Origin of the sequence: Pseudomonas qingdaonensis, from assembly GCF_018398475.1 — a bacterium.
Taxonomy (GTDB): Bacteria; Pseudomonadota; Gammaproteobacteria; order Pseudomonadales; family Pseudomonadaceae; genus Aquipseudomonas; species Aquipseudomonas palmensis.
The window spans coordinates 914,559-937,482 of record NZ_CP074676.1; the positions used below are offsets into that span (position 1 = coordinate 914,559).

The window sequence follows — 22,924 nt, forward strand, 5'->3', positions numbered from 1 at the left end:
AAGTCTACAAATTAAACGGTTAGTACATAAAATCCCGTAACATAGGCCACCTGCATTTCTTGTGTCCCGGTTCGCGTCTTCGTCGCTGACCGGGTGGTGATCTATTGTCTTTCGGGAGGGCCGTTTGAGCCTCTTTTCGCGTTTTCCGTTCAGCCCCCTCGCGTTTGCCGTGGGCCTTTCTTCCAGCCTGCTGGCGTGTGCGGTGCAGGCCGATGCATTCGACAACCTTGTCGACAGCCCGACCCTGAGCGGCGACTGGGGCGGCAGCCGCTCACGCCTGGAGGCGAGCGGCGTCAAGCTCACCGGCGAATATGTGTCGGAAACCATGGGCCTGGTCAGCGGTGGCCTCAAGCACGGTGCGCGCTATGCGCAGCAGGTCCGCCTGGGCGCCACCTTCGACCTCGAGACATTGCTGGGCGAGGCGGATGCAGGCACGGTCCAGCTGACGATCAATGACCGGCGCGGCAACAGCGCCTCGCAAGACCTGGTGGGCAACCGGCTGCCGGTGCAGGAGATCTACGGCGGGCTGTACACGCGCCTGAGCGAACTGAGCTATGCGCGCAGCCTGTTCACCGACGACCTGAACGTCAAGCTCGGCTGGATGGCCATGGGCAATGACTTCGGCGGCATGGGCATCCTCACCAACTTCGTCAACGCAGGTTTCTGCGCGCACCCGCTGAGCATGTCCGGTGGCAGTGGCTGGGGCAACTACCCCACGGCGCACTGGGGCATGGAGCTGAAATACCGCATCAGCCCCGAGTGGACGGTGCAGACCGCCTGGTTCAACGTGAACCCCGAGACCAACAGCGCCTCGTCCAAGGCCTTCGACCTGACCTCCAGCGGCACCACCGGGGCCATCCTGCCGGTGGAGCTGATCTACAACAACCTGGCTACCTATGATGGGCAGTACAAGCTCGGCTGGTATTACGACACCTCCGACACTGCGCGCATCGGCCAGCCCGACAGCAAGGCGGCGGGGCGTCACGGTGCCTATGTCCTGGTCGATCAGATGGTATGGCGTTCGGATTCGACCCGGGGGCGCAGCGTACGCCTGTTCGCGCAGGCCACCGACACCGACACGGCCACTTCGCCGTTCTCGCACTGGTACGCGGCCGGTGCGGTGCTGAGCCGACCGTTCGCTTCGCGCGAGCATGACAACGTGGGGTTGGCATACGGCCGTGCGGTGTTCAACTCGCGCAGCCGCGATGTCCAGATCGCCAACCTGGAGCGCGGTGGCGACCTGGCCCAGGCGCAGAGTGTCAGCAACCTGGACATGGGCGAGCAGTTGGTGGAACTGAGCTACACCGCCCAGGTAACCCGCTGGCTGACGGTGCGCCCGAGCGTGCAGTACGTGATGGAGCCGGGTGCATTTTCCGGCAAGGACACCCAGGACGCGTTGCTGGCCGGCGTACAGGTGAAGGTGCAGTTCTGATGGAGTGAGCGCGATGCGCTTGTTCGCCGGGAGGCTGACCCCTGCACAGGACTGTAGGAGCCAGCCTTGCTGGCGAAGAGGGGTGCATGACATCATCCCGCGCCCAGATCGCCCAGGATGGCCTGCCTTCATGCTTCGCACTTCACTGCTTGCCCTAGCTCTGTTCTCCTTCCCGGTTTTCACCTACGCAGCCCCTTCGGCCTCGGACAAGAGTTGCAGCGGTGACGATTATGTCTGCCCCGACTGGATGCCGACCCAGGGCCAGGTGCAAGACGCCATGGCTGACTTCACCCGCAAGCTTCACGCCAGTGGCCGGATGACGTCGCCGATCAAGGTGCTGGGCCGCATAGAAGTCTCCACCGTCTCTTGCGCATCGATGGGCCCGGACCGCGATTCGAACTTCATCTGCGGTGCCGAAGTACGCCTGCTCGGCGACGGCGGGCAGACCCACCACGTGCAATCGTCCTACACCATGCGGCTTTCCGAGTCGAACCGGTTCAGCGTCTACTCGCAGGGCGAATGGGTTGAGTTGTGACGCGAATCGTGGCTGACTGCGCGCTCTTTTTCATCGAGCCCCTGCCGTAGCCATGAGTGAACTCACCGTCGAACTGATCCCGACCGGCCCTGAACACATCGAGTTGATCCGCAACCTCTACCAGTTCTATGCCTACGAGTCTTCGGACTGGGAGCAGGAAGACGTCGAGGTGGACGGCCGTTTCTACATCCACGACGAACACCTGGCCCGCTACTGGCAGGAGCCGCAGTGGAGCGCCAACCTGATCCTGGTCGATGGCTACATCGCCGGCTTCCTGCTGGTCGAGCGCAGCGAACTGGCCGGGCTGGACGCACAGGAGCTGGCCGACCTGTTCATTCTCAAGCGCTACCGGCGCAAGGGCATCGGCCAGGCATTGGCTACCCAGGTGCTGATGAGTGGGGAAGGTGACTGGCTGGTGCGCTTCTATGACCAGGATGAAACCTCACAGGCGTTCTGGCGCAGCGTGCTCGACAACCTGCCACGGCCGGTGCAGGCCATCGAACTGGATGATGAGGGCGAGTTGCTGAGCTTTTTGATTACGCGGGCGGTCATGCACTGAAGCCGCTGATAGCCTGGTCCGACACGGTGGTGCCTGTTGCCTTCGACCAGCAAGGGCGCGCATTGCTAAAACCAGGGCTCCTGCAATGAACTACAGTTTGCTCCGAGGGAATTTTTATCGCAGCTCGCGTTCCAAGCCTGGCAGGGAACCGCCGTCGGTCCGCTGCATACACGAATTCTGTAGGAGCTTGTCCATGTTCACCATGCGTCGTCTGATTATCGTCGCTACTGCTGCTGCCCTGATGACTGGCTGCGCCAGTCAGAACCCCTATGACAACCAGGGCCAGGCGCAAGGCTCCACCGGGATGAGCAAGACCGCCAAGTACGGCGGCCTGGGCGCATTGGCCGGTGCCGTTGCCGGTGCCGCCATCGACCACAACAACCGTGGCAAGGGTGCGTTGATCGGCGCCGCCGCGGTGGGCGCCGCCGCCGCCGGCTACGGCTACTACGCCGACCGCCAGGAAGCGGCACTGCGCGAGAGCATGGCCAACACCGGTGTCGAAGTGCAGCGTCAAGGCGACCAGATCAAGCTGATCATGCCGGGCAACATCACCTTCGCCACCGACTCGGCGAGCATTGCACCAAGCTTCTACGCGCCGCTGAACAACCTGGCCAACTCGTTCAAGCAGTTCAACCAGAACACCATCGAAGTGGTCGGTTTCACCGACAGCACCGGCAGTCGCCAGCACAACATGGACCTGTCGCAGCGTCGTGCACAGGCCGTGAGCACCTACCTGACCTCCCAGGGCGTCGACCCTTCGCGCGTGAGTGCGCGTGGCCTGGGCCCGGACCAGCCGATCGCGAGCAACGCCGATGCCAACGGGCGTGCGCAGAACCGTCGGGTGGAGGTGAACCTCAAGCCGATTCCTGGGCAGCAGTACCAGTAATTCTTTTCGCCAGCAATGCTGGCTCCTACAGGGGGCTCAAGCCGTTGTAGGAGCCGGCCTTGCCGGCGAAGGGCTCACTGCTGGCGCATCCGCTCCAGCCGTTCATCCTTCTCTTCCCACAACCGGTTGATCCACTGCTGGAACGCCAGCCTGTAGGCTTCATCCTGGTCGTAGCTGCGTCCCAGGAATTCCTTGGGAATCGCCAGCGCCTCGAACGTCACCTCCACCCGCGCCACTCGCCCGCACAGCAGGTCCCAGAAGCCCGGTGTGCCCTGCGGGTAATGGATCGTCACGTTGATGATCGACTCCAGTTGCTCGCCCATCGCATCCAGCACGAAGGCAATGCCGCCCGCCTTGGGTTTGAGCAGGTGCCGGAACGGCGAACCCTGTTCGGCATGCTTGGCGGGGGTGAAACGCGTGCCTTCGGCAAAGTTGAAGATCGCCGTGGGCTTGCCACGGAACCTGGCGCAGGTACGGCGCGTGGTCTGCAGGTCCTTGCCCTGTTTTTCTGGGTGCTTGGCCAGGTAGGCCTTGCTGTAGCGCTTCATGAACGGAAAGCCCAGCGCCCACCAGGCCAGGCCGATCACCGGCACCCAGATCAGCACCTGCTTGAGGAAGAACTTGAGCGGTCGGATGCGTCGGTTGAGCACGTATTGCAGCACCATGATGTCCACCCAGCTCTGGTGGTTGCTGGTCACCAGGTAGCTGTGCTGGTAGTCCAGCCCGGCCAGCCCCTCGATGTCCCAGCGGGTGCGCCCGACCAGGTTCATCCAGCCCTTGTTGTTGCTGATCCAGGCTTCGTGGATGTGCCGCATCAGTTCGTCGGTGACGCGCTGCGCGGCGGCAAAGGGCAGGCACAGCTTGAACAGGCTGACGATGAACAGCGGTGTGCAGCACAGGATGGTGTTGGCGGCCAGCAGCAGCGAGCCGATGACTCCGCGCACGGGCGCGGGCAGAAAAGCGAGCATGGTCAGTTATCCAGCGAGCGGTTGGCCTGAATCGCGGTCAGGGCAATGGTGTAGACGATGTCGTCGACCTGGGCGCCACGCGGCAGGTCGTTGACCGGCTTGCGCAGGCCCTGCAGCATCGGCCCCAGGCTCACGCAATCGGCGCTGCGCTGCACGGCCTTGTGGGTGGTGTTGCCGGTGTTCAGGTCGGGGAACACGAACACCGTTGCGCGTCCGGCCACCTTGCTGTTGGGCGCCAGCTGGCGGGCGATGTCCTGGTTGGCGGCGGCGTCGTACTGCAACGGCCCATCGATCTGCAGGCCACGCTGGGTTTCCTGGGCCAGCAGGGTGGCCTCGCGCACCTTCTCGACCTCTTCGCCGCTGGCCGAATCGCCACTGGAATAGCTGATCATCGCCACCCGCGGGGTAATGCCGAAGGCTTCGGCCGAATCGGCGCTTTGCAGGGCAATTTCGGCCAGCTCGCCGGCAGTGGGGTGCGGGTTCATCACGCAGTCGCCATACACCAGCACCTGCTCGGGGAACAGCATGAAGAACACCGACGACACCAGGCTGCAGCCGGGGGCGGTCTTGATCAGTTGCAGGGCCGGGCGGATGGTGTTGGCGGTGGAGTGCACCAGGCCCGAGACCAGGCCGTCGACCTCGTCCAGGGCCAGCATCATGGTGCCGATCACCACCGGATCTTCTAGCTGCTGCTCGGCCATCGGCGCGTTAAGGCTCTTGCTCTTGCGCAGGCTGACCATAGGCTCGACGTAGCGCTCACGGATCAGGTCCGGGTCCAGAATCTCCAGCCCCTCGGGCAGGCTGATGCCCTGGGCGCGGGCCACTGCCTGTACGTCCTCGGGCCTGGCCAGCAGCACGCAGCGGGCGATGCCACGGGCCTGGCAGATGGCGGCGGCCTGCACGGTCATCGGCTCGGCGCCTTCGGGCAGCACGATGCGCTTGTTGGCCTGCTGGGCACGCTGGATCAGCTGGTAGCGGAACACCGCAGGCGACAGGCGCATCTCGCGCGGGGTGCCGCAGCGCTGGTTGAGCCAGTCGGCGTCCAGGTGGCTGGCCACGAAGTCGGTGATGATCTCCGCACGCTCGCGGTCGTCCACCGGGATTTCCTTGTTCAACTGGTTCAGCTGGTTGGCGGTGTCGTAGGAGCCGGTACTCACCGACAGCACCGGCAGGCCGGCCAGCAGGGCGCCCTGGCACAGTTCGAGGATGCGCGGGTCGGGCTTGCTGTCGCTGGTCAGCAGCAGGCCGGCCAGTGGCACACCGTTGATCGCCGCCAGGCTGACGGCCAGGATGATGTCGTCGCGATCACCCGGGGTCACCACCAGCGTGCCGGGCTTGAGCAGCGGCACGGTGTTGGCCACGGTGCGGGCGCAGATGATGATCTTGTTCATGCGCCGGGTTTCGTAGTCGCCGGCGTTGAGTACCTGGGCACCGAGCAGCTCGGCCACGTCGCGGGTGCGCGGGTCGTTGAGCCCGGCCTGGAACGGGATGCAGCCCAGCAGGCGGAACTCGCCGCTGCGCAGCAGGGGCGAATGCTTCTGCAGGCGGCTGGCGAAGGTGTCCATCGGTTCGTCGCTGCGCACCTTGTTGAGGATCACGCCCAGCACCTTGGGGTCGCGCGGGCCGCCGAACAGCTGGGCCTGCAGCTCGACACGGCCCGACAGCTCGGCCAGCACGTCGTTTTCCGGCGCCGATACAAGGATCACCTCGGCGTCCAGGCTCTTGGCCAGGTGCAGGTTGACCCGTGCGGCGTAGCTGGCATGGCGGGTCGGCACCATGCCCTCGACCACCAGCACGTCCTTGCCGATGCAGGCCTGCTGGTACAGGGTGATGATCTCTTCGAGCAGTTCGTCCAGCTGGCCATCGCCGAGCATGCGTTCCACATGCGCCAGGCTCAGCGGTTGCGGCGGCTTGAGGCCGTGGGTGCGGGCGACCAGTTCGGTGGAGCGTTCCGGGCCGGTGTCGCCGGGGTGGGGCTGGGCGATCGGCTTGAAGAAGCCGACCTTGAGTCCGGCGCGTTCCAGTGTGCGCACCAGGCCCAGGCTGATGGAGGTCAGGCCGACACCAAAGTCGGTCGGCGCGATGAAAAATGTCTGCATGCGAGCTTCTCGAAGTGAGCTGTTGCAAAAGAATCAATTGCCAAGGGTAGCGCTATCGACCCCCTGAGCGCACCAGCCGCAGGCAAATGGCTGGCCGATTCGTTGCTGGCGCAGGTCTGCGTCCAGCACCCAGCCACGCGACTGCCACGGCGGTTCGTGGCGCAGGTGCTGAGTATGCCCGCACGACAGTTCGACCACCCAGTGGCCATGCTCGTCCTGATGAAAACCCAGCACCCGGCTGGGAAAAGCGGCTTCCCGTTTGTCCGGGTTGCGTTCGCTTTCAGGCGATGCGTTGGTTACACTTGTTCGTTCTACATTCTTATGCAAAAGGTCTCGCCCCATGCCGATCGCCGCCAACAAGGCTGTCTCCATCGACTATACCCTGACCAACGACGCTGGTGAGGTCATCGATAGCTCCAACGGCGGCGCGCCGCTGGTTTACCTGCACGGTGCAGGCAACATCATTCCGGGCCTGGAAAAAGCCCTGGAAGGCAAGGATACCGGCGCCGAGCTGGACGTTGCCATCGAGCCGGAAGACGCCTACGGCGAATACCTGGCCGAACTGGTCAGCACCCTGAACCGCAGCATGTTCGAAGGTGTCGACGAGCTGGAAGTGGGCATGCAGTTCCACGCGTCCGCGCCTGATGGCCAGATGCAGATCGTGACCATCCGTGACCTGGACGGCGACGACGTGACCGTCGACGGCAACCACCCACTGGCTGGCCAGCGCCTGAACTTCAAGGTCAAGGTCGTTGCCGTGCGTGATGCCAGCGAAGAAGAAATCGCCCATGGTCACGTGCATGGCGAAGGTGGCCATCAGCACTGATTTCTGCGCTAAGCTCAGAAGGTCGCTAAGGCGCCCGGGCAAGTCTGTCGTGTTCTCCCAGGAGGCAGACGGCTTGGCCGGGCGCTTTTTTAGTGGGCAGCATTTGTTGCGCCAGCCGGGACCGATGCCGGTAACTGGCCGGGAACTGGAAAGGGGAGTACGTCATGAGTGCATTTCACGACCTGAAATTGCAGGCGCTGGATGGCCAGGAGTTGCCATTGGCGCCGTTCAAGGGGCAGGTGGTGCTGGTGGTCAATGTCGCCTCCAAATGTGGCCTGACCCCGCAATATGCGGCGCTGGAGAATCTCTACCAGCATTACAAGGACAAGGGCTTCAGCGTGCTGGGCCTGCCGTGCAACCAGTTTGCCGGGCAGGAGCCGGGCAGCGAGCAGGAGATCGCCCAGTTCTGCAGCCTGAACTACGGGGTGAGCTTCCCGCTGGGCAGCAAGCTGGAGGTCAACGGCCCGGAGCGGCATCAGCTGTACCGCCTGCTGGCCGGTGAAGGCGCCGAGTTCCCGGGGGATATCACCTGGAACTTCGAGAAGTTTCTGGTAGGCAAGGACGGCCGCGTGCTGGCGCGCTTTGCGCCGCGTACTGCGCCGGATGATGCCACGGTGGTGCAGGCTATCGAGAAAGCCTTGGCCTGACGTGCCCCTTCGCCGGCAAGGCCGGCTCCTGCAATGGATGCACCGTCGTATGCAGGAGCCGGCCTTGCCGGCGAAAAATCCACCCCGATCACCGCTATCAATAGTACTGGGGTCAGCGACAATCCCGCCCTATGCTCAGGCGCCATCCCTTTCCCAGGAGCGCCGAATGCCTGCTCAAGCCCTGTTCACCCCCTTCAAGCTGGGCGCCCTCGAGCTGCCGACCCGTGTGGTCATGGCACCGATGACCCGAACCTTCTGCCCCGGCGGTGTGCCTCATGCGCAGGTGGTCGAGTATTACCGCCGCCGCGCCGCTGCCGATGTCGGCCTGATCATCACCGAAGGCACTACCGTCGACCACCCGGCCGCCAACGGTTACCCCAACGTGCCGCGCTTTCATGGTGAAGATGCCCTGGCGGGCTGGAAGAAGGTCGTCGATGCCGTACACGCCGAAGGCGGCAGGATCGTGCCGCAACTGTGGCACGTGGGCAGCGTGCGCCGCCTGGGTACCGAGCCGGACGCCAGCGTGCCGGGTTACGGCCCCAGCGAAAAACTCAAGGATGGCCAGGTGGTGGTGCACGGCATGAGTCATGCCGACATCCGCGACGTGATCGAGGCGTTCGCCCAGGCTGCCCGCGATGCCAAGGCCATCGGCATGGATGGCGTCGAGATACATGGCGCACACGGCTACCTGATCGACCAGTTCTTCTGGGCCACGAGCAACCAGCGTAGCGATGAGTACGGCGGCGACCTGGCCGGCCGCTCGCGCTTTGCCATCGAGCTGGTGCAGGCGGTACGCGCCGCCGTAGGCCCGGACTTTCCGATCATCCTGCGCTTCTCGCAATGGAAGCAGCAGGACTACAGCGCCCGCCTGGTCGACAACGCCGAGGCGCTGGGCGAGTTCCTGCGCCCGCTGGCCGACGCCGGCGTGGATATCTTCCACTGCTCCACGCGTCGCTTCTGGGAGCCTGAGTTCGAAGGCTCGGACCTGAACCTGGCTGGCTGGGCCCGCCTGCTCACCGGCAAGCCCACCATCACCGTGGGCAGCGTGGGCCTGGATGGGGAGTTTCTGCAGTTCATGGTCGACACCGACAAGGTGGCGCAACCGGCCAGCCTGGAGAAACTGCTGCAGCGCCTGGGCGACCAGGAGTTCGACCTGGTGGCCGTAGGGCGTGCCTTGCTGGTGGATGCCCAGTGGGCGGCCAAGGTGCGTGAGGGGCGCGAGCAGGACATCCTGCCGTTCAGCCGCGAGGCGCTGACGAGCCTGGCTTGACCAGCAGCGCCGCATCGACGCGGCGCTGAGACGGTGCCGGTGCCTGTTCGCAGGCGCCGCGCAGGTGCGCCTCGAACTGTTCGACGATGGCCGGCCAGCCCTGGCGGCTGGCATGCTGGCGGGCATTGAGGCGCACCCGGCGCAAGGTCTCGCTGTCTTCCAGCAGCCAGCTGGCGGCATCGATGAAGGCCTCTGCATCCCCCGGCATGGCCAGTGCGCCACTGTGCCCATGACGAATGTGCTGGGCTGCTGCGGCCTCGTCGTAGGCCACCACCCCAAGGCCGGAGGCCAGCGCCTCCAGCACCACGTTGCCGAAGGTTTCGGTCAGGCTCGGGAACAGGAAGATATCCCCCGAGGCGTAGTGTTCGGCCAGGCATTCGCCGCGCTGTACCCCGCAGAACACTGCACCTGGCAACTGCTGCTCGAGTGCGCCGCGCTGCGGGCCGTCCCCCACCACGATCAGGCGCAGGTTGCGCAGGGGGTAGGCCTTGCGCAGGGCGTCCAGGCACTGGCCGAGCAGGCCCAGGTTCTTCTCGGTGGCCAGGCGCCCCACATGCAGCAGGGCGATGTCGTCGGGCCCAAGGCCCCACTGGTCGCGCAAGCTCTGGCGGCGCCGGGCCGGGTTGAACAGGCTGCTGTCGACCCCGCGCGACAGCAGGGTCAGGCGTTCGAAGCCGCGCCGCTGCAGCTCCAGGCGCTGGCTGACGCTGGGCACCAGGGTGCTGTGGCAGCGATGGTGGAAGCCGCGCAGGTAACGGGTGACCAGCCGCGTGAGCAGGCCGAAGCCGTACTGGCCGGAGTACTGCTGGAAGTTGGTGTGAAAGCCGCTGACCACCGCGATGCCCAGGCGCCGCGCCGCCCGCAGTGCACTCAGGCCCAGTGGCCCCTCGGTGGCGATGTACAGCACGTCCGGGCGGTCGCGGCGCCAGCGGCGCAGCAGCTTGTGCATCGACACCTGCCCCCATTGCAGGCCGGGGTAGCCGGGCAGGGGCCAGCCACGGCACAACAGCAGGTCGGCCTGCGCAGGGCCGGCGGCATCGCCGGCCTGGCGCGGGCGCACCAGCTCCACCCGGTGGCCGCGCAGGCGCAGGCCTTCGTGCAGGCGGCCAAGGGTGTTGGCCACGCCATTGATTTCGGGTGGGAAGGTTTCGCTGACAAGGGTTATGTGCAGGGCGGCGGGACTGGTCATGGGAGGATTTTCCGAGGTGCCGATTGCGCCCGGATGACAGCAAAATGACGGATACATGACGCCCGATCATTGGCGCTTTTGCGCTGTGAAAATAAGCTTGGCCGGCGCCTCAAGAATGCCGCATCGCCAGCCGATGAAGTTGCATTCGAATGAGACTTTCGCTCCAGGAGCGGTGATGTTCAACAGCAAACTGAAACAAGAAAATGCCAGGCTGCGCGAAGAGCTGATGACCATGGAGCAGGTCAAGTGCAGCCTGGACAGCGAGATGCTGGTGCTGCAACTGGACCCCCAGGGCCGCATCGAAGCGGTCAACGGCAACTTCGAGAAAGAGATGCGCTACAGCAGCCAGCAGCTGCTGGGCCGCAACATCGAAGAGATCGTGCCGGCGCATGTAAAGCCGCTGGATTTCTACCAGCGCATGAAACAGGCGATCAACCGCGGCGAGCACCTCAACGGCGCGTTTCGCCTGCTGCGCGGCAACGGCGAGGAAGCCTGGCTGCGCTCGATCCTGCAGCCGGTCAAGGGCAGCGACGGGCGCCTGCGCTACTTCACCCTTCACTCCAGCGACCTGACCCGCACCATCGAGACGTCACGCGAGCACGAGAGCCTGATCAAGGCCCTGATGCGCTCCACGGCAGTGATCGAGTTCAACCTCAATGGCGAGGTGCTGGCGGCCAACGACCGCTTCCTCAAGACCATGGGCTATTCCCTGGAGCAGGTGCGCGGCAAGCACCACCGCATGTTCTGCGAGCCGGAAGAGTACAACTCGGCGCATTACCAGCAGTTCTGGGAAAAACTGCGCCGTGGCGAGTTCGTGGCCGAGCGCTTCAAGCGCATCGATGCCCATGGCCGCGTGGTCTGGCTGGAGGCGTCGTACAACCCGATCATCGACGCCCATGACGTGCTGTACAAGGTGGTCAAGTTCGCCACCGTGATCACCGACCAGGTCAACCAGGAAGCGGCGGTGGCCCACGCCGCCGACATCGCCTACACCACGTCCCTGGACACCGACTCCAGTGCACGTCGCGCCACCGAGGTGGTGACCCAGACGGTCGAGGTCATGCGCGGCCTGGAGACGTACATGCAGCAGGCCGCCGACGGCATCGAGGCGCTGGACAAGCAGTCCCAGGTGATCGGTTCGATCATCAAGACCATCAGCGACATTGCCGGGCAGACCAACCTGCTGGCGCTCAATGCGGCCATCGAAGCCGCGCGTGCCGGCGAGCAGGGTCGGGGTTTTGCGGTGGTGGCCGACGAGGTACGGCAACTGGCCTCGCGCACCAGCAGCGCCACCGAGGAAATCGCCCGGGTGGTGCAGCAGAACGCCCAGTTGGCCAAGGCGGCGGTCGACATCATCGACAACAGCAAGCGCCAGGCCGAAGAGGGCCTGTCGCTGGCCGGGCAGACCGGCACGGTGATCGTCGAGATTCAGGACGGCGCGCAGAAGGTGGTGGACGCGGTCGGCCAGTTCTCCAACCAGCTGGCGCCCTGACGGCGCGGTGGCGGCGGCCTTGCACCGTCGCCCCGGCAACCGTCAGCCGCGTTCGCGCACCCAGAACAGCGTGGCACCGGCGATGGCGGCAGGCATCATCACGATGTTCACGAACGGGATCAGCAGCACCAGGTACACCGAGCCGCCAAAGCCCAGGCTCTGCCAGCGCTTGGCGCGCAGCCAGGCGAGCATGTCCTGCCAGCTCATCTTGTTGTTGTCCGCCGGGTAGTCGATGTACTGGATGGCCATCATCCAGACACCGAACAGCAGCCACAGCGGTGCGGCCACGATGTTGACCACCGGGATCCACGACAGGATGAACAGCGCCAGGGCGCGCGGCACGAAGTAGCCCAGCTTGCGCAGTTCGCGGCTCAGGGTGCGCGGCACCATGGCGGCCAGTTCGCCCCAGCTGAAGGCCGGGAACGGGTCGGTGCCACGTACCACCACCTCGACCTTTTCGGCCAGAAAACCGTTGAACGGTGCCGCGATGATGTTGGCCAGCATGGTGAAGGTGAAGAACACCATCAGCACCACCAGCACCACGAACAGCGGCCACAGCACATAGTTGAGAAAGCTCAGCCAGCCCGGCAGGGTCGGGATCAGCGAGTCCACCCACAGGCTGAACTGGTGACCGGCAAAATAGATCAGGCCCACGAACAGCAGCAGGTTGACCGCCAGCGGCAGCAGTACGAACAGGCGCAGGCCCGGGCTCAGGACCAGTTTCAGGCCCTCGCGCAGGTATTGGGGGCCAGACAGGACAGGGGCTTGCATAAAAGGCTCCGAGCGGTGGTAAACGCGCCGACCTTACCGAGTTTGACGCCTGGGCGAAAGCGCGGCGAAATGCGCGCAACCCCCGGTAACAAAACCCTGTCGATCATTTAATAGGCAAAGCGGCCGGTGCTCGGCAGGTGAATAGAGGTCGTCTATAAGGTGGATTGTCTAAGGATATTTCCTTAATCTCTGCCTCCTCGTTACAGTCGCACCAATTTCACGGTTTCCAGAACCTGCGGCCAAAAGCCTTCCCCAAGTGCTTCGCGGGTTCTTTTTTATTCCAGCCGGTGCCCCCGGCGTCATGTGGCTGGCTCGCCAGCTCGACAGGAGCGTTTCATGTCTGAAGTTCGTCATTCGCGAGTGATCATTCTCGGTTCCGGCCCTGCCGGTTACAGCGCCGCCGTGTACGCGGCCCGTGCCAACCTCAAGCCGCTGCTGATCACCGGCATGCAGGCTGGCGGCCAGCTGACCACCACCACCGAAGTCGACAACTGGCCGGGCGATGCACATGGCCTGACCGGCCCTGCGCTGATGCAGCGCATGCAGGAGCATGCCGAGCGTTTCGAGACCGAAGTGGTGTTCGACCACATCAACGCCGTGGACCTGGCCAACAAGCCGTTCACCCTCAAGGGCGACAGCGCCACCTACACCTGCGACGCACTGATCATCGCCACCGGCGCCAGCGCGCGCTACCTGGGTCTGCCGTCGGAAGAGGCGTTCATGGGCAAGGGCGTTTCGGCCTGCGCGACCTGTGACGGGTTCTTCTACCGCAACAAGCCGGTGGCCGTGGTCGGTGGTGGCAACACTGCCGTCGAGGAAGCCCTGTACCTGGCCAACATCGCCAGCAAGGTGACCCTGGTGCACCGCCGCGAGACCTTCCGCGCCGAGAAGATCCTGATCGACAAGCTGCACGCCCGCGTGGCCGAAGGCAAGATCGAGCTCAAGCTCAACGCCACCCTGGACGAAGTGCTGGGCGACAACATGGGTGTGACCGGTGCGCGCCTGAAGAACAACGACGGCAGCTTCGATGAAGTGAAGGTCGACGGCGTGTTCATCGCCATCGGTCACACCCCCAACACCTCGCTGTTCGAAGGCCAGCTGGCGCTCAAGGATGGCTACATGGTGGTCAACGGCGGGCGTGACGGCAATGCCACCGCCACCAGCATCGAGGGCGTATTCGCCGCCGGCGACGTGGCCGACCACGTGTATCGCCAGGCAATCACCTCGGCCGGTGCCGGCTGCATGGCGGCACTGGATGTCGAGCGTTACCTGGACGGCCTGCAGAACGCTTCGTTCTGATTGGCCCCTTCGCCGGCAAGGCCGGCTCCTACAGGTTCATGCACAACCCTGTAGGAGCCGGCCTTGCCGGCGATGTTTCTTACAGGCTCAGGCGCATCGACAGGTCCACTGCCTTCACATCCTTGGTCATTGCCCCAATCGAGATGTAGTCCACCCCCGTCTCGGCAATTGCGCGCAACGTGCTTTCGCTGATCCCGCCGCTGGCTTCCAGCTTGGCCTTGCCGGCATTGAGGCGCACCGCCTCGCGCATTTCGTCCAGGTTCAGCTCGTCGAGCATGACGATGTCGGCCCCGGCCTCCAGCGCCTGCTGCAGTTCATCCAGGCTCTCCACCTCGATTTCCACCGGCTTGCCCGGCGCAATGCGGCGCGCCGCAGCGATCGCTTCGGCAATCCCGCCGCTGGCGGCAATGTGGTTTTCCTTGATCAGAAACGCTTCGTACAGGCCGATGCGATGATTGTGGCAGCCGCCGCAGGTCACTGCGTACTTCTGCGCCAGGCGCAGGCCCGGCAGGGTCTTGCGCGTATCCAGCAGCTTGACCTGGGTATCGGTCACCAGGTCGGCCAGGTGCCGCGCATGGGTGGCCACCCCCGACAGCAGCTGCAAAAAGTTCAGCGCGCTGCGCTCGCCGGTCAGCAGCGAGCGGGCCGGCCCTTCCAGGTGGAACAGTGCCTGATTGGCCGTGGCCCGGTCGCCGTCCTTGACCTGCCAGTGCACCGCCACCCGCGGGTCGAGCTGACGAAACACCGCGTCCACCCAGGCCGTGCCGCTGATCACGCAGTCGTCGCGGGTAATGATGGTGGCCTTGGCCAGGCGCTCGGCAGGAATCAGCTGGGCGGTGATGTCGCCGCTGCCGACATCCTCGAGCAACGCACGGCGCACGTTGGCTTCGATTTCGGCGGTCAGGTCGGCGAGGCGTAGATTCGGCATGGTGGGCTCCACAAGCTAGGTGGCCGCGATTATAGGGCAGCCCGGGGCGGGCGTGCAGCAATCCGCCTTTGGTCGCAGCAAATGAGCATTTGCGCCCCATGGCGGTCTATCCAAAGGCTGGCCGAAACGCACTGCACAGTTCGCTGGCAGGCCGCGCGTTTTTGCCAGATAATGCGCGCCTTGTAATTGGCGTCATGACTTTGACAGCCATTCAATCCACTTCGTAGCCAACCCAGCAAGGAGACCGGGATGCCCAATGACGGGAAGGTGGTGCCGTTCAAGGCGGCCACCGATCAGGCGTCACGCACGCCGTTCGCTCGTCTGCCGGTCATTCTGCTGCAAGTGCGCGACAAGGCAGCGCAGCACCTGCGCCAGGCGCTGCAGGGGCTGTTCGACAACGCCGACGACACGCTCTTCGAAATGGCCGACACGGCCGCCGACAACCATGACCGCAGCCTGTTCTTCGAAGCGATGCGCGACCTGCGCCTCAAGCGCAAGAGCATCGAGCGTGCCTTCCTCGACCTGTTCTATGACGCCTTCATCGATATTGCCGGCAACGACCCGACCGCGCCGTTGGCGCGCCGTGGCTACGACAGGCAGGCGCTGATGGCCGACGATGCGCGTGAGCGGGCCCAGGCTGTGGAGACGATGGTGGCCCGCGTGGCCACGCGTGACGGCTTCGCCCTCGGCCAGCTGACCCTGCGCATGAACAGCCTGATCAGCCAGCGCCTGGACGATCGCGCCAACCCGCTGGGGCCGGCGCTGCTGTGCGAGTACTTTCTGCAGGCCGGGCGCAGCCTGGGCGTGGGCATCAAGGTCAAGCTGATATTGCTCAAGCTGTTCGAGCGTTACGTGCTGTGCGACGTCGGCCAGTTGTACGGCGAAGCCAACCAGCTGTTGAGCGCCACCGGGATCCTGCCCGACCTCAAGAGCGCGCCGGGCTGGCGAACCCCGGCGGCCGAACCGGCGCACCCGGCCGGCGATCCGGAGGTCAAGCCAGCCCCGCTGATGGCCGATGCCGGGGCGCAGGCTGCCTTCGCCTCACTGCAGGTGCTGTTGTCCCCGGTGCGCGGTCGGGTGGCCCCGCGCCTGGAGCCCTATGACCGGGTGCAGCCGATCAGCAGGCAGGACCTGCTGCGCCTGCTCTCGCACCTGCAGCAGTTCGTGCCGGCAGCGGGGGAGGTGCAGGACTTCGACCTGCGCCACCAGCTGGAGCAACTGCTGACCCGGGCCAGCGTGCAAAGCGGCAAGTACCGCAGGGTCGAGGTGATCGATGAGGATGTGATCAACCTGATCGCCATGCTCTTCGACTTCATCCTCGGCGATCGCAACCTGCCGCATTCGCTGCGCCAGCTGATCGCACGCCTGCAGATCCCGATGCTCAAGGTGGCGCTGCTCGACAAGAGCTTCTTCAGCCGCGCCACCCACCCGGCGCGCCGCCTGCTCGACGAGATTGCCGCAGTGGCGATGGGCTGGGGCGCGCGTGATGACGTGCAGCGCGACGAGCTGTACCTGCGGGTCGAGGCCATCGTGCAGCGCCTGCTCACCGATTTTGCCGACGACCCGCAGATCTTCGCCGAGCTGCTGGCCGAGTTCCTTGCCTTCAGTGCCGATGAGCGCCGCCGTACCGAGTTGCTCGAACAGCGCACCCGCGATGCCGAAGAGGGCCGGGCACGCACCGTGCTGGCGCGCCAGCAGGTTGAAAGCGAACTCAACCTGCGCCTGCTCGGCAAGTGCCTGCCGCAAGGCGTGGTACGGGTGATCGAGCAGGCCTGGAGCCAGGTGCTGCTGCTGGCCTGCCTCAAGCATGGGCGGGGTTCGACCCAGTGGCAGGACGCGCTGGCCAACATGGACCTGTTGCTCTGGAGCGTCGAGTCACACACAGGCGACGACCGTGCACGGCTGCTGGAGCAGGTGCCGGGCCTGCTCAAGGCCCTGCGCGAGGGGTTGACCCGGGTTGCCTACGATCCCTTTGCCACCAGCGAGTTCTTCGCCCAGCTCGAAGCGCTGCACCTGCAGGCTGTGGAAGGGGCAGGGCACCCCGGCCAGGCGCGTATTGAGCGGGTGCTGGTGCGTGATCGGATCGTGCTGCTGGGGCCGGAGTCGGTGGCGGCGGGCGGGCTGTGCTCCAGCCTGCCCGACGACGACCCGGCGCTGCACCAGGTGCGCGACCTGCGCCCGGGGGCCTGGATCGAGCTGCGCGATGAGGATGACGAGCCGGTGCGCGGCAAGCTGATCGCGATCATCGACAGCACCCACACCTATGTGTTCGTCGACCGTACCGGGCGCAAGCTGCGCGAATGGTCGCAGCAGGGGCTTGCCGGGGCGTTGAGCCAGGGCCAGGTACGCCTGCTCGATGCCACCCAGCTGTTCGAACGTGCACTGGGTTCGGTGGTCAGCCAACTGCGTCAGCGCCAACCCTGAGCGCCCGCACTTTTTAACGATACAACCGTCGATTCCTCGGGGCATACTGCGCCAGAGCCCTCATGCTTCAGGATCTTCTATGCAACTTGACCACGCTACTGGCTGGGTCGCTGGCGTCACCCATTGCCCTTCCCCCAACTTCAACGCGCGCCCCGAGGGCGAAGCCATCAGCCTGCTGGTGATCCACAACATCAGCCTGCCGCCCGGACAGTTCGGCACCGGCAAGGTGCAGGCGTTCTTCCAGAACCGCCTGCCCATCGCCGAGCATGCGTTTTTCGAGCAGATCAAGGACCTGCGTGTATCGGCGCACTTTCTGATCGAGCGTGACGGCAGGGTCACCCAGTTCGTCTCGTGCCTGGACCGGGCCTGGCATGCCGGGGTATCGCGCTTCGAGGGCCGCGAGGGCTGCAACGACTTTTCCGTGGGCATCGAACTCGAAGGCACCGATCAGACGCCGTTCACAGACGCCCAGTACACTGCCCTGCAACACTTGACCCTGCAACTGCAGGCTGCCTGGCCCATCGCGGGGCGAATCCGCGGCCACAGCGACATTGCGCCGGGGCGCAAGACCGACCCGGGGCCGGCGTTCGACTGGGAACGCTATCGCGCCAGCCTGCACGTCAACGAGGACAGATCATGAGTTTTCTGGTGTTACTGCTGGTGCTGTGGGTCGAGAAGTTCTCGGCGCTGCGCCAGCGCCTGCAACGCGACGGCTTCTTTCTCACCGAACTGGCCCGCCTGGGGCGCAGGCCCAAGGCCGACCCCTGGTGGGTGCTGGGCATTCTGGTGCTGTTGCCGGTGGTGGTACTGGCGCTGCTGCTGCACGTGCTCGACCCGGTCGCCTATGGCCTGCTGGCCCTGCCGGTGCACCTGCTGGTGCTGATCTACAGCCTGGGCCGGGGCGATGTGAAGGCGGCGCTGGGGCCGTTTCGCGATGCCTGGCGACGCGGCGATGAACAGGCGGCCGTGCACGTGGCCGAGCGCGACCTGGGGGTGACGGCCGACGACAGCCAGGGCCTGATCCAGAAGGTGCAGGGGCACCTGCTGTGGCAGGCCTACCAGAGCTTCTTTGCGGTGATCTTCTGGTATGTGCTGCTGGGCCCGGCTGCAGCGCTGGCTTACCGGCTGCTGGCGCTGACGGGCGAGCGGGCCGGCAACCCGGCGGTACAGGAACGCGCCCGGCAGTTGCGCCACGCCTTCGACTGGGCGCCGGTGCGGGTACTGGCCGCCAGTTTTGCACTGGTGGGCAACTTTGTGGCGGTCAGCCGCATGATGCTGCACGAACTGCTCAACTGGCACATCGGTGCGCCGCGCCTGGTGGAGCAGGCGGGCACGGCAGCGGCGGAGATTCCCGCCGACGTCGAGGCCGGCCCGCAAGGCCTGACCGGGCTCGACAGCCTGTGGGAACTGCTGCTGCGTGCCGCAGTGCTCTGGTACGCGGGCTTTGCCCTGTGGACTGTGCTCGGCTGACTCACAACGTGTAAACGGGCTGCCGCAACGGCGGCTCGTTCCTACAGGGCGCCGCCGCTGGTGGTTAACCTTAAGTTACAAAACTTCCCTTCGATATGCGCTATACAGAGGCTGCTGACGATCGCCAGTGGCCTAGTGCTATTGCGCAGAAAACAATAAGAAATCGAAAGGAGACGACCCTTGAAGCGCCTCTTGTATCCGGCAATCGCATTGATGAACCGGCTGAGCTTCGGCATGAAGTTCAGCCTGATCAGCGTGCTGTTCTTTCTGCCCATGCTGGTCACCAATTTCTATCTGGTGCGCGACGCCTATGCCAAGTTCCACGCCACCCGTGTGGAGCTGCACAGCCTCGGCCTGCTGAGCGAGAGCCTGGCCGTGCGCGGTGATCTGGAGAGCCTGGGCAACCTGGTGCAGATCAACGCGGTGCTGGGGCAGTCCGGCAAGGCCGACGACCTGGAGGCGCGCATCGATGCGCTGGAACAGCAGGTGGCAAAGCACGTGGCCGCGCTGGCCCCGATGACCGAGGACCCGGCCCAGGTGCAGGCCTTCACCGCCCGGCGCGACGAGTTGCTGGCAGGGCTCGAGGCGGCGCGAGCCGACTCCTCGTTGCAGACCCGTGCAGCCCTGTACGACGCCCTGCTGGCGCAGGCGCAGCTGCTTGGCAAGCTGGTGGTCAGCCAGTCGGGCCTTGGCCAGGACAGCGATGCCGGCGTGCGCCAGATGGGCGAGCTGCTGACCACGGTCACCGCCCAGGTCACCCAGACCCTGGGTGAAGGCCGGGCAATCGGGGCTTACTCGCTGGGCCAGGGGTTTCTCAACTCATCGGCCAGTACCCGTTTCGAAGAACTGCTCAAAAGCCTCGACAAGCTGTCGGCCGACTACGCCATTCGCCTGCAGGACGCCCTGGGCGACGAGCCGCGGCTGGCCATCCAGGCCGCCAGCAGCCAGGCGTCGCTCAAGCAGGCCAGCGAGCTGCTCGAAGACCAGGTGGTGATGGCCGATACCCTCGACGCGCCGTGGCCGGCGTTCTACCAGCAGGTCAGCGGCCTGATCGAGCAGACCTACCTGCTCAATGGCGCCACCCTGCAGGTGCTCGAACAGCAGTTGCAGGCGCGCCTGGGCGACTACCGCCAGCACATGGTGCTGCTGGTGCTGGCCCTGGCGGCAGTGTTCATGCTGATCGGCTACCTGTATGGCGGCTTCTATGCCTCCACCCGCAGCACCCTGCGTACCCTGGGCAAGGTGATGGACAAGGTGGCCGGGGGCGACATGACGGTGACCTTCCAGGCCCGCAGTCGCGACGAGCTGGGCGAGCTGGGCGAGGTGTTCAACACCACGGTGCGGCGCATCCATGACCTGATCGAGCGGGTCGGGCAGACGGTGGCCGAGGTGGAACACCAGGCCGAGCAGGTGCATGCGGTATCGGCGCGCAGCAACCAGGCGGTGAGCGGCCAGCGTGGGCAGATCGAGCAGGTGGCCACGGCCATGAACCAGATGTCGGCCACTGCCCAGGAAGTGGCGCGCAGCGCTGCGGCAGCCGTGAACAGCGCCCACGGGGTCAACCGCGAGACGGTCAGCGGGCGCGAGCTGGTGGAGTCGCAGCAGGGCAGCATTGCCGGGCTGGCGGCCGAAATCGACCAGTCGGTGGGGGTGATCAACCAGCTGGTCAGCGACAGCCAGCAGATCAGCCAGGTGCTGGAGGTGATCAAGAGCATCGCCGGGCAGACCAACCTGCTGGCGCTCAACGCCGCCATCGAGGCGGCGCGGGCCGGGGAGCAGGGGCGTGGCTTCGCGGTGGTGGCCGACGAGGTACGCACGCTGGCCAAGCGCACGCAGCAGTCTACCGAGGAAATCGACCAGATGATTTCACGCCTGCAGGGTGGGGTGGAGGCGGCGGTGCGGGCGATGGACAGCAGTCACCAGATGGCGGCGGGCACCGTGGGGCAGTCGCAGCAGGTGCAGCAGGCGCTGGTCAACATTCTGGGGGCGATGGGCAGCATCGTGGAGCAGAACCAGCAGATTGCGGCGGCGGTGGAGCAGCAGACGGCGGTGGCGCATGACATCGACCTGAACATCGTGCAGATCAACCGCGCGGCCGAGCACACCACCGAGGGCGCGCACCAGACCGAAGATGCGAGCCGGCAGCTGTCGGCGCAGGTGATGGAGTTGAAGCAGTTGATCGGGGCGTTCAGGGTCTGAGCGAGGGCTGGGCCCTTCGCCGGCAAGGCGCAGGGCCGGTATTACCAGCCAAACAGCTCGCAGGCATTGCGCGTGCTGGCCTCGGCCAGCACCTGGGGCGCAACCCCCATCACCTCAGCCAGTGCCACGGCAATCTGCGGCAGGTGCACAGGGCTGTTGCGCACCCCGGCGTACATCGCCGGGGCCATGTCCGGCGAGTCGGTCTCCAGCACCACGCCGTCCAGCCCCAGGCGCGGCAGCACCTTGCGCAGGCGCAGCGCCTGGGGCCAGGTGGCCGCCCCGCCCAGCCCCAGCCTGAACCCGAGGCGGCGGTACTCGCGGGCCTCCTCGTAGCTGCCGGCAAACGCATGCACGATGCCGCCACGCGCCAGCTTGAAGCGCTTGAGCCGGGCGATCACGTCGGCATGGCTGCGCCGTACATGCAGCAGCGCCGGCAGGTCGAAGTCCACCGCCAGCTGCAACTGGGCCTCGAACAGCGCCTGCTGGCGCTCGCGGTCCAGCTCGGCCACGTAGTAGTCCAGGCCGAACTCGCCCACCGCGCACAGCTGCCGGTCGCCACGCAGGCGGCTCAGCCAGTCGCCCAGCGCCAGCAGGTGTTCCGGGCGATGCTGTTCCAGGTACACCGGGTGCAGGCCGAACGCCGCATACAGCTGCGGATCGCTCTTGACCAGCTCCCATACCCGCTGCCAGTTGTCCTGGTACACCCCCAGCACCACCATGCGCTCGACCCCGGCGCGGCGCGCCTGCCCCAGCACTTCGCTGCGGTCGGCATCGAAGTCGGGAAAGTCCAGGTGGGTGTGGGTGTCTACCAGGCGCATGGTCAGGCCTTGAAGAGGCGTTGCTTGAAGGTGCGCGCCACCGCGTGCACACCCGGCGTGTAGTGCTGCTTCTCCACCGCCTCCAGCGCCAGGCGCAAGGCGGTTTCGGCCATCAGGCCGTGCTGCTGGGCCATGGCGTTGACCGGCAGGGGCAGGAAGTCCAGCAACTGGTTGTCACCGAAGGTGCCCAGGTGCAGGCTGCGCGATGCTGGCGGGCGGGTCTGCAGCACATCGAACACGCCTTGCAGCAGCACATAGGAGGTGGTCACCAGCGCGTCGGGCAGGCGCCCCAGGTCGGCCAGCAGCTCGCTCATCAGGCGGCGCCCGCACTCGCGGCTGAAGGCTTCGCCCTGGTGCTGGCTGGCCCGTCCGTCGAAGCCTTGCAGGGCCTGGTCGAAGCCACGTGCGCGAGCGCGGCTGACGCTCAGCTCAGGGCGTGCGCCAATCAGTGCGATATGCGCCGGGGCGCTGTCGAGCAGGCTGCGGGTCAGGTGCAGGCTGGCATGCTCGTCGTCGCTGACCACCGAGCAGAACTGCGCCGGGTCCAGGCTGCGGTCGATGCCGATGATCGGCAGGCCGTTGGCCTGCAGCGTGCGGTAACTGTCGTCGTCTTCGGGCAGGCAACTGGCGACGAACAGGGCGTCGCAGCGCCGTGCGCGAAACAGCTGCTGCAACTGGCGCTCGCTGTCGGGCTGGTCGTCGCTGCTGGCGATCAGCAGCTGGTAGCCCTGGGCCCTTGCGCCTTGCTCCAGTTGCTTGGCGATGCGCGCATAGCTGGGGTTTTCCAGGTCTGGCAGGATGAAGCCAAGGGTGCGCGTGTGACGGCTGCGCAGCCCGGCCGCCTGCGGGTTGGGCGTGAAGCCATGGGCCTCGACCACCGCACGCACACGCTCTACCGTGCTGCTGCTGATGCGTTGCTGTTCGGCCTTGCCATTGATGACATAACTGGCAGTGGTAACGGACACACCGGCCAGACGGGCGATATCGCTGAGTTTCACCGAATTTTCCTTGTTATTACCGGGGTTGGCTGCAGAGCCTGACCGGGTATTGTCGCCGATTGCGAAGCATCGGCGCAGACGACCATTGTCGCAATTGTCCGACAAAATGGGGCT

General features: G+C 65.5%; 20 protein-coding genes and 2 pseudogenes. 14 read left to right on the top strand and 8 right to left on the bottom strand.

Features of this window, described 5'->3' with window-relative positions; genetic code table 11:
• The first annotated feature begins 124 nt into the window (after positions 1–124).
• From KH389_RS04140 to KH389_RS04155, 4 genes are all read left to right on the top strand, one after another.
• Positions 125–1,432: a carbohydrate porin gene (locus tag KH389_RS04140; protein ID WP_213606924.1), complete on the top strand. Its 1,308-nt coding sequence runs from the start codon at positions 125–127 to the stop codon at positions 1,430–1,432.
• Positions 1,433–1,562: 130 nt separating this feature from the next.
• Positions 1,563–1,967, top strand: a complete 405-nt coding sequence (locus KH389_RS04145; protein WP_078481528.1) for a hypothetical protein — start codon at positions 1,563–1,565, stop codon at positions 1,965–1,967.
• Between the two features lie 52 nt (positions 1,968–2,019).
• Positions 2,020–2,526, top strand: coding sequence for a GNAT family N-acetyltransferase (locus KH389_RS04150; protein ID WP_054916224.1), 507 nt, complete (start codon positions 2,020–2,022; stop codon positions 2,524–2,526).
• 193 nt (positions 2,527–2,719) lie between these two features.
• Positions 2,720–3,412: a YiaD family glycine zipper/OmpA-like lipoprotein gene (locus tag KH389_RS04155; RefSeq protein WP_043864368.1), complete on the top strand. Its 693-nt coding sequence runs from the start codon at positions 2,720–2,722 to the stop codon at positions 3,410–3,412.
• Between the two features lie 74 nt (positions 3,413–3,486).
• Here KH389_RS04155 and KH389_RS04160 read toward each other — a convergent pair whose 3' ends face one another.
• The 3 genes from KH389_RS04160 to KH389_RS04170 are packed head-to-tail and all read right to left on the bottom strand — an operon-like array spanning position 3,487 to position 6,821.
• Positions 3,487–4,380 (bottom strand): acyltransferase, encoded by an 894-nt coding sequence (locus tag KH389_RS04160; RefSeq protein WP_054916274.1) that lies wholly within the window; start codon positions 4,378–4,380, stop codon positions 3,487–3,489.
• Positions 4,381–4,382: 2 nt separating this feature from the next.
• A complete protein-coding gene (gene pta, locus KH389_RS04165; RefSeq protein WP_213606926.1) occupies positions 4,383–6,479 on the bottom strand; it encodes a phosphate acetyltransferase in 2,097 nt (698 codons plus the stop codon).
• Positions 6,480–6,512: 33 nt separating this feature from the next.
• On the bottom strand, positions 6,513–6,821 hold the full coding sequence (locus tag KH389_RS04170; protein WP_043864371.1) for a DUF3565 domain-containing protein: 309 nt from the start codon (positions 6,819–6,821) through the stop codon (positions 6,513–6,515).
• On the opposite strand from KH389_RS04170, the gene KH389_RS04175 reads away from it, so the two are divergent.
• The 3 genes from KH389_RS04175 to KH389_RS04185 all read left to right on the top strand — a co-directional run bounded on the left by KH389_RS04175 (position 6,820) and on the right by KH389_RS04185 (position 9,222).
• Positions 6,820–7,305 carry an FKBP-type peptidyl-prolyl cis-trans isomerase gene (locus KH389_RS04175; protein ID WP_043864372.1) on the top strand — a complete coding sequence of 162 codons (486 nt, stop codon included), beginning with the start codon at positions 6,820–6,822 and terminating at the stop codon, positions 7,303–7,305. The two genes, KH389_RS04170 and KH389_RS04175, sit on opposite strands and share 2 nt — an antisense overlap.
• 164 nt (positions 7,306–7,469) lie before the next feature.
• The gene (locus KH389_RS04180) at positions 7,470–7,952 is read left to right on the top strand and encodes a glutathione peroxidase (RefSeq protein WP_043864373.1); all 483 of its coding nucleotides are present in this window, start codon (positions 7,470–7,472) and stop codon (positions 7,950–7,952) included.
• Positions 7,953–8,118: 166 nt separating this feature from the next.
• Positions 8,119–9,222: an NADH:flavin oxidoreductase gene (locus tag KH389_RS04185; protein WP_213606928.1), complete on the top strand. Its 1,104-nt coding sequence runs from the start codon at positions 8,119–8,121 to the stop codon at positions 9,220–9,222.
• Here the strand turns inward: KH389_RS04185 and KH389_RS04190 are convergent.
• Positions 9,191–10,411 carry a glycosyltransferase family 4 protein gene (locus KH389_RS04190; RefSeq protein WP_043864375.1) on the bottom strand — a complete coding sequence of 407 codons (1,221 nt, stop codon included), beginning with the start codon at positions 10,409–10,411 and terminating at the stop codon, positions 9,191–9,193. The two genes, KH389_RS04185 and KH389_RS04190, sit on opposite strands and share 32 nt — an antisense overlap.
• 265 nt (positions 10,412–10,676) lie before the next feature.
• Here KH389_RS04190 and KH389_RS27670 point away from each other — a divergent pair.
• A pseudogene (locus tag KH389_RS27670) lies at positions 10,677–11,312 on the top strand (PAS domain-containing protein); the annotation flags it as partial.
• A gap of 228 nt (positions 11,313–11,540) precedes the next feature.
• Positions 11,541–11,903 (top strand): annotated as a pseudogene (locus tag KH389_RS27675) (methyl-accepting chemotaxis protein); the annotation flags it as partial.
• Positions 11,904–11,945: 42 nt separating this feature from the next.
• Here KH389_RS27675 and cysZ read toward each other — a convergent pair.
• Positions 11,946–12,674 carry a sulfate transporter CysZ gene (cysZ, locus tag KH389_RS04200; protein WP_054916276.1) on the bottom strand — a complete coding sequence of 243 codons (729 nt, stop codon included), beginning with the start codon at positions 12,672–12,674 and terminating at the stop codon, positions 11,946–11,948.
• A gap of 336 nt (positions 12,675–13,010) precedes the next feature.
• Between cysZ and trxB the strand changes: the two genes are divergently transcribed.
• Complete coding sequence (trxB, locus tag KH389_RS04205; protein WP_043864378.1) at positions 13,011–13,973, top strand: thioredoxin-disulfide reductase; 963 nt, start codon at positions 13,011–13,013, stop codon at positions 13,971–13,973.
• Between the two features lie 79 nt (positions 13,974–14,052).
• Here the strand turns inward: trxB and nadC are convergent, their stop codons facing one another.
• A complete protein-coding gene (gene nadC, locus KH389_RS04210) occupies positions 14,053–14,901 on the bottom strand; it encodes a carboxylating nicotinate-nucleotide diphosphorylase (protein ID WP_213606930.1) in 849 nt (282 codons plus the stop codon).
• A gap of 249 nt (positions 14,902–15,150) precedes the next feature.
• Here nadC and KH389_RS04215 point away from each other — a divergent pair, with 249 nt between their 5' ends.
• The 4 genes from KH389_RS04215 (at position 15,151) to KH389_RS04230 (ending at position 20,994) form a co-directional block, all read left to right on the top strand.
• On the top strand, positions 15,151–17,325 hold the full coding sequence (locus tag KH389_RS04215) for a DUF1631 domain-containing protein (RefSeq protein ID WP_054916278.1): 2,175 nt from the start codon (positions 15,151–15,153) through the stop codon (positions 17,323–17,325).
• Between the two features lie 79 nt (positions 17,326–17,404).
• Positions 17,405–17,965: a 1,6-anhydro-N-acetylmuramyl-L-alanine amidase AmpD gene (ampD, locus tag KH389_RS04220; protein WP_043864381.1), complete on the top strand. Its 561-nt coding sequence runs from the start codon at positions 17,405–17,407 to the stop codon at positions 17,963–17,965.
• On the top strand, positions 17,962–18,795 hold the full coding sequence (ampE, locus tag KH389_RS04225) for a regulatory signaling modulator protein AmpE (RefSeq protein WP_213606931.1): 834 nt from the start codon (positions 17,962–17,964) through the stop codon (positions 18,793–18,795). The genes ampD and ampE overlap by 4 nt, the downstream gene beginning before the upstream one ends.
• 180 nt (positions 18,796–18,975) lie before the next feature.
• Complete coding sequence (locus KH389_RS04230; RefSeq protein ID WP_213606932.1) at positions 18,976–20,994, top strand: methyl-accepting chemotaxis protein; 2,019 nt, start codon at positions 18,976–18,978, stop codon at positions 20,992–20,994.
• A 41-nt stretch (positions 20,995–21,035) separates the two neighbouring features.
• Here the strand turns inward: KH389_RS04230 and KH389_RS04235 are convergent, their stop codons facing one another.
• Positions 21,036–21,812, bottom strand: a complete 777-nt coding sequence (locus tag KH389_RS04235) for a TatD family hydrolase (protein ID WP_054916281.1) — start codon at positions 21,810–21,812, stop codon at positions 21,036–21,038.
• Positions 21,813–21,814: 2 nt separating this feature from the next.
• Positions 21,815–22,810, bottom strand: coding sequence for a catabolite repressor/activator (cra, locus tag KH389_RS04240; RefSeq protein ID WP_054916282.1), 996 nt, complete (start codon positions 22,808–22,810; stop codon positions 21,815–21,817).
• Positions 22,811–22,924: the final 114 nt, after the last annotated feature.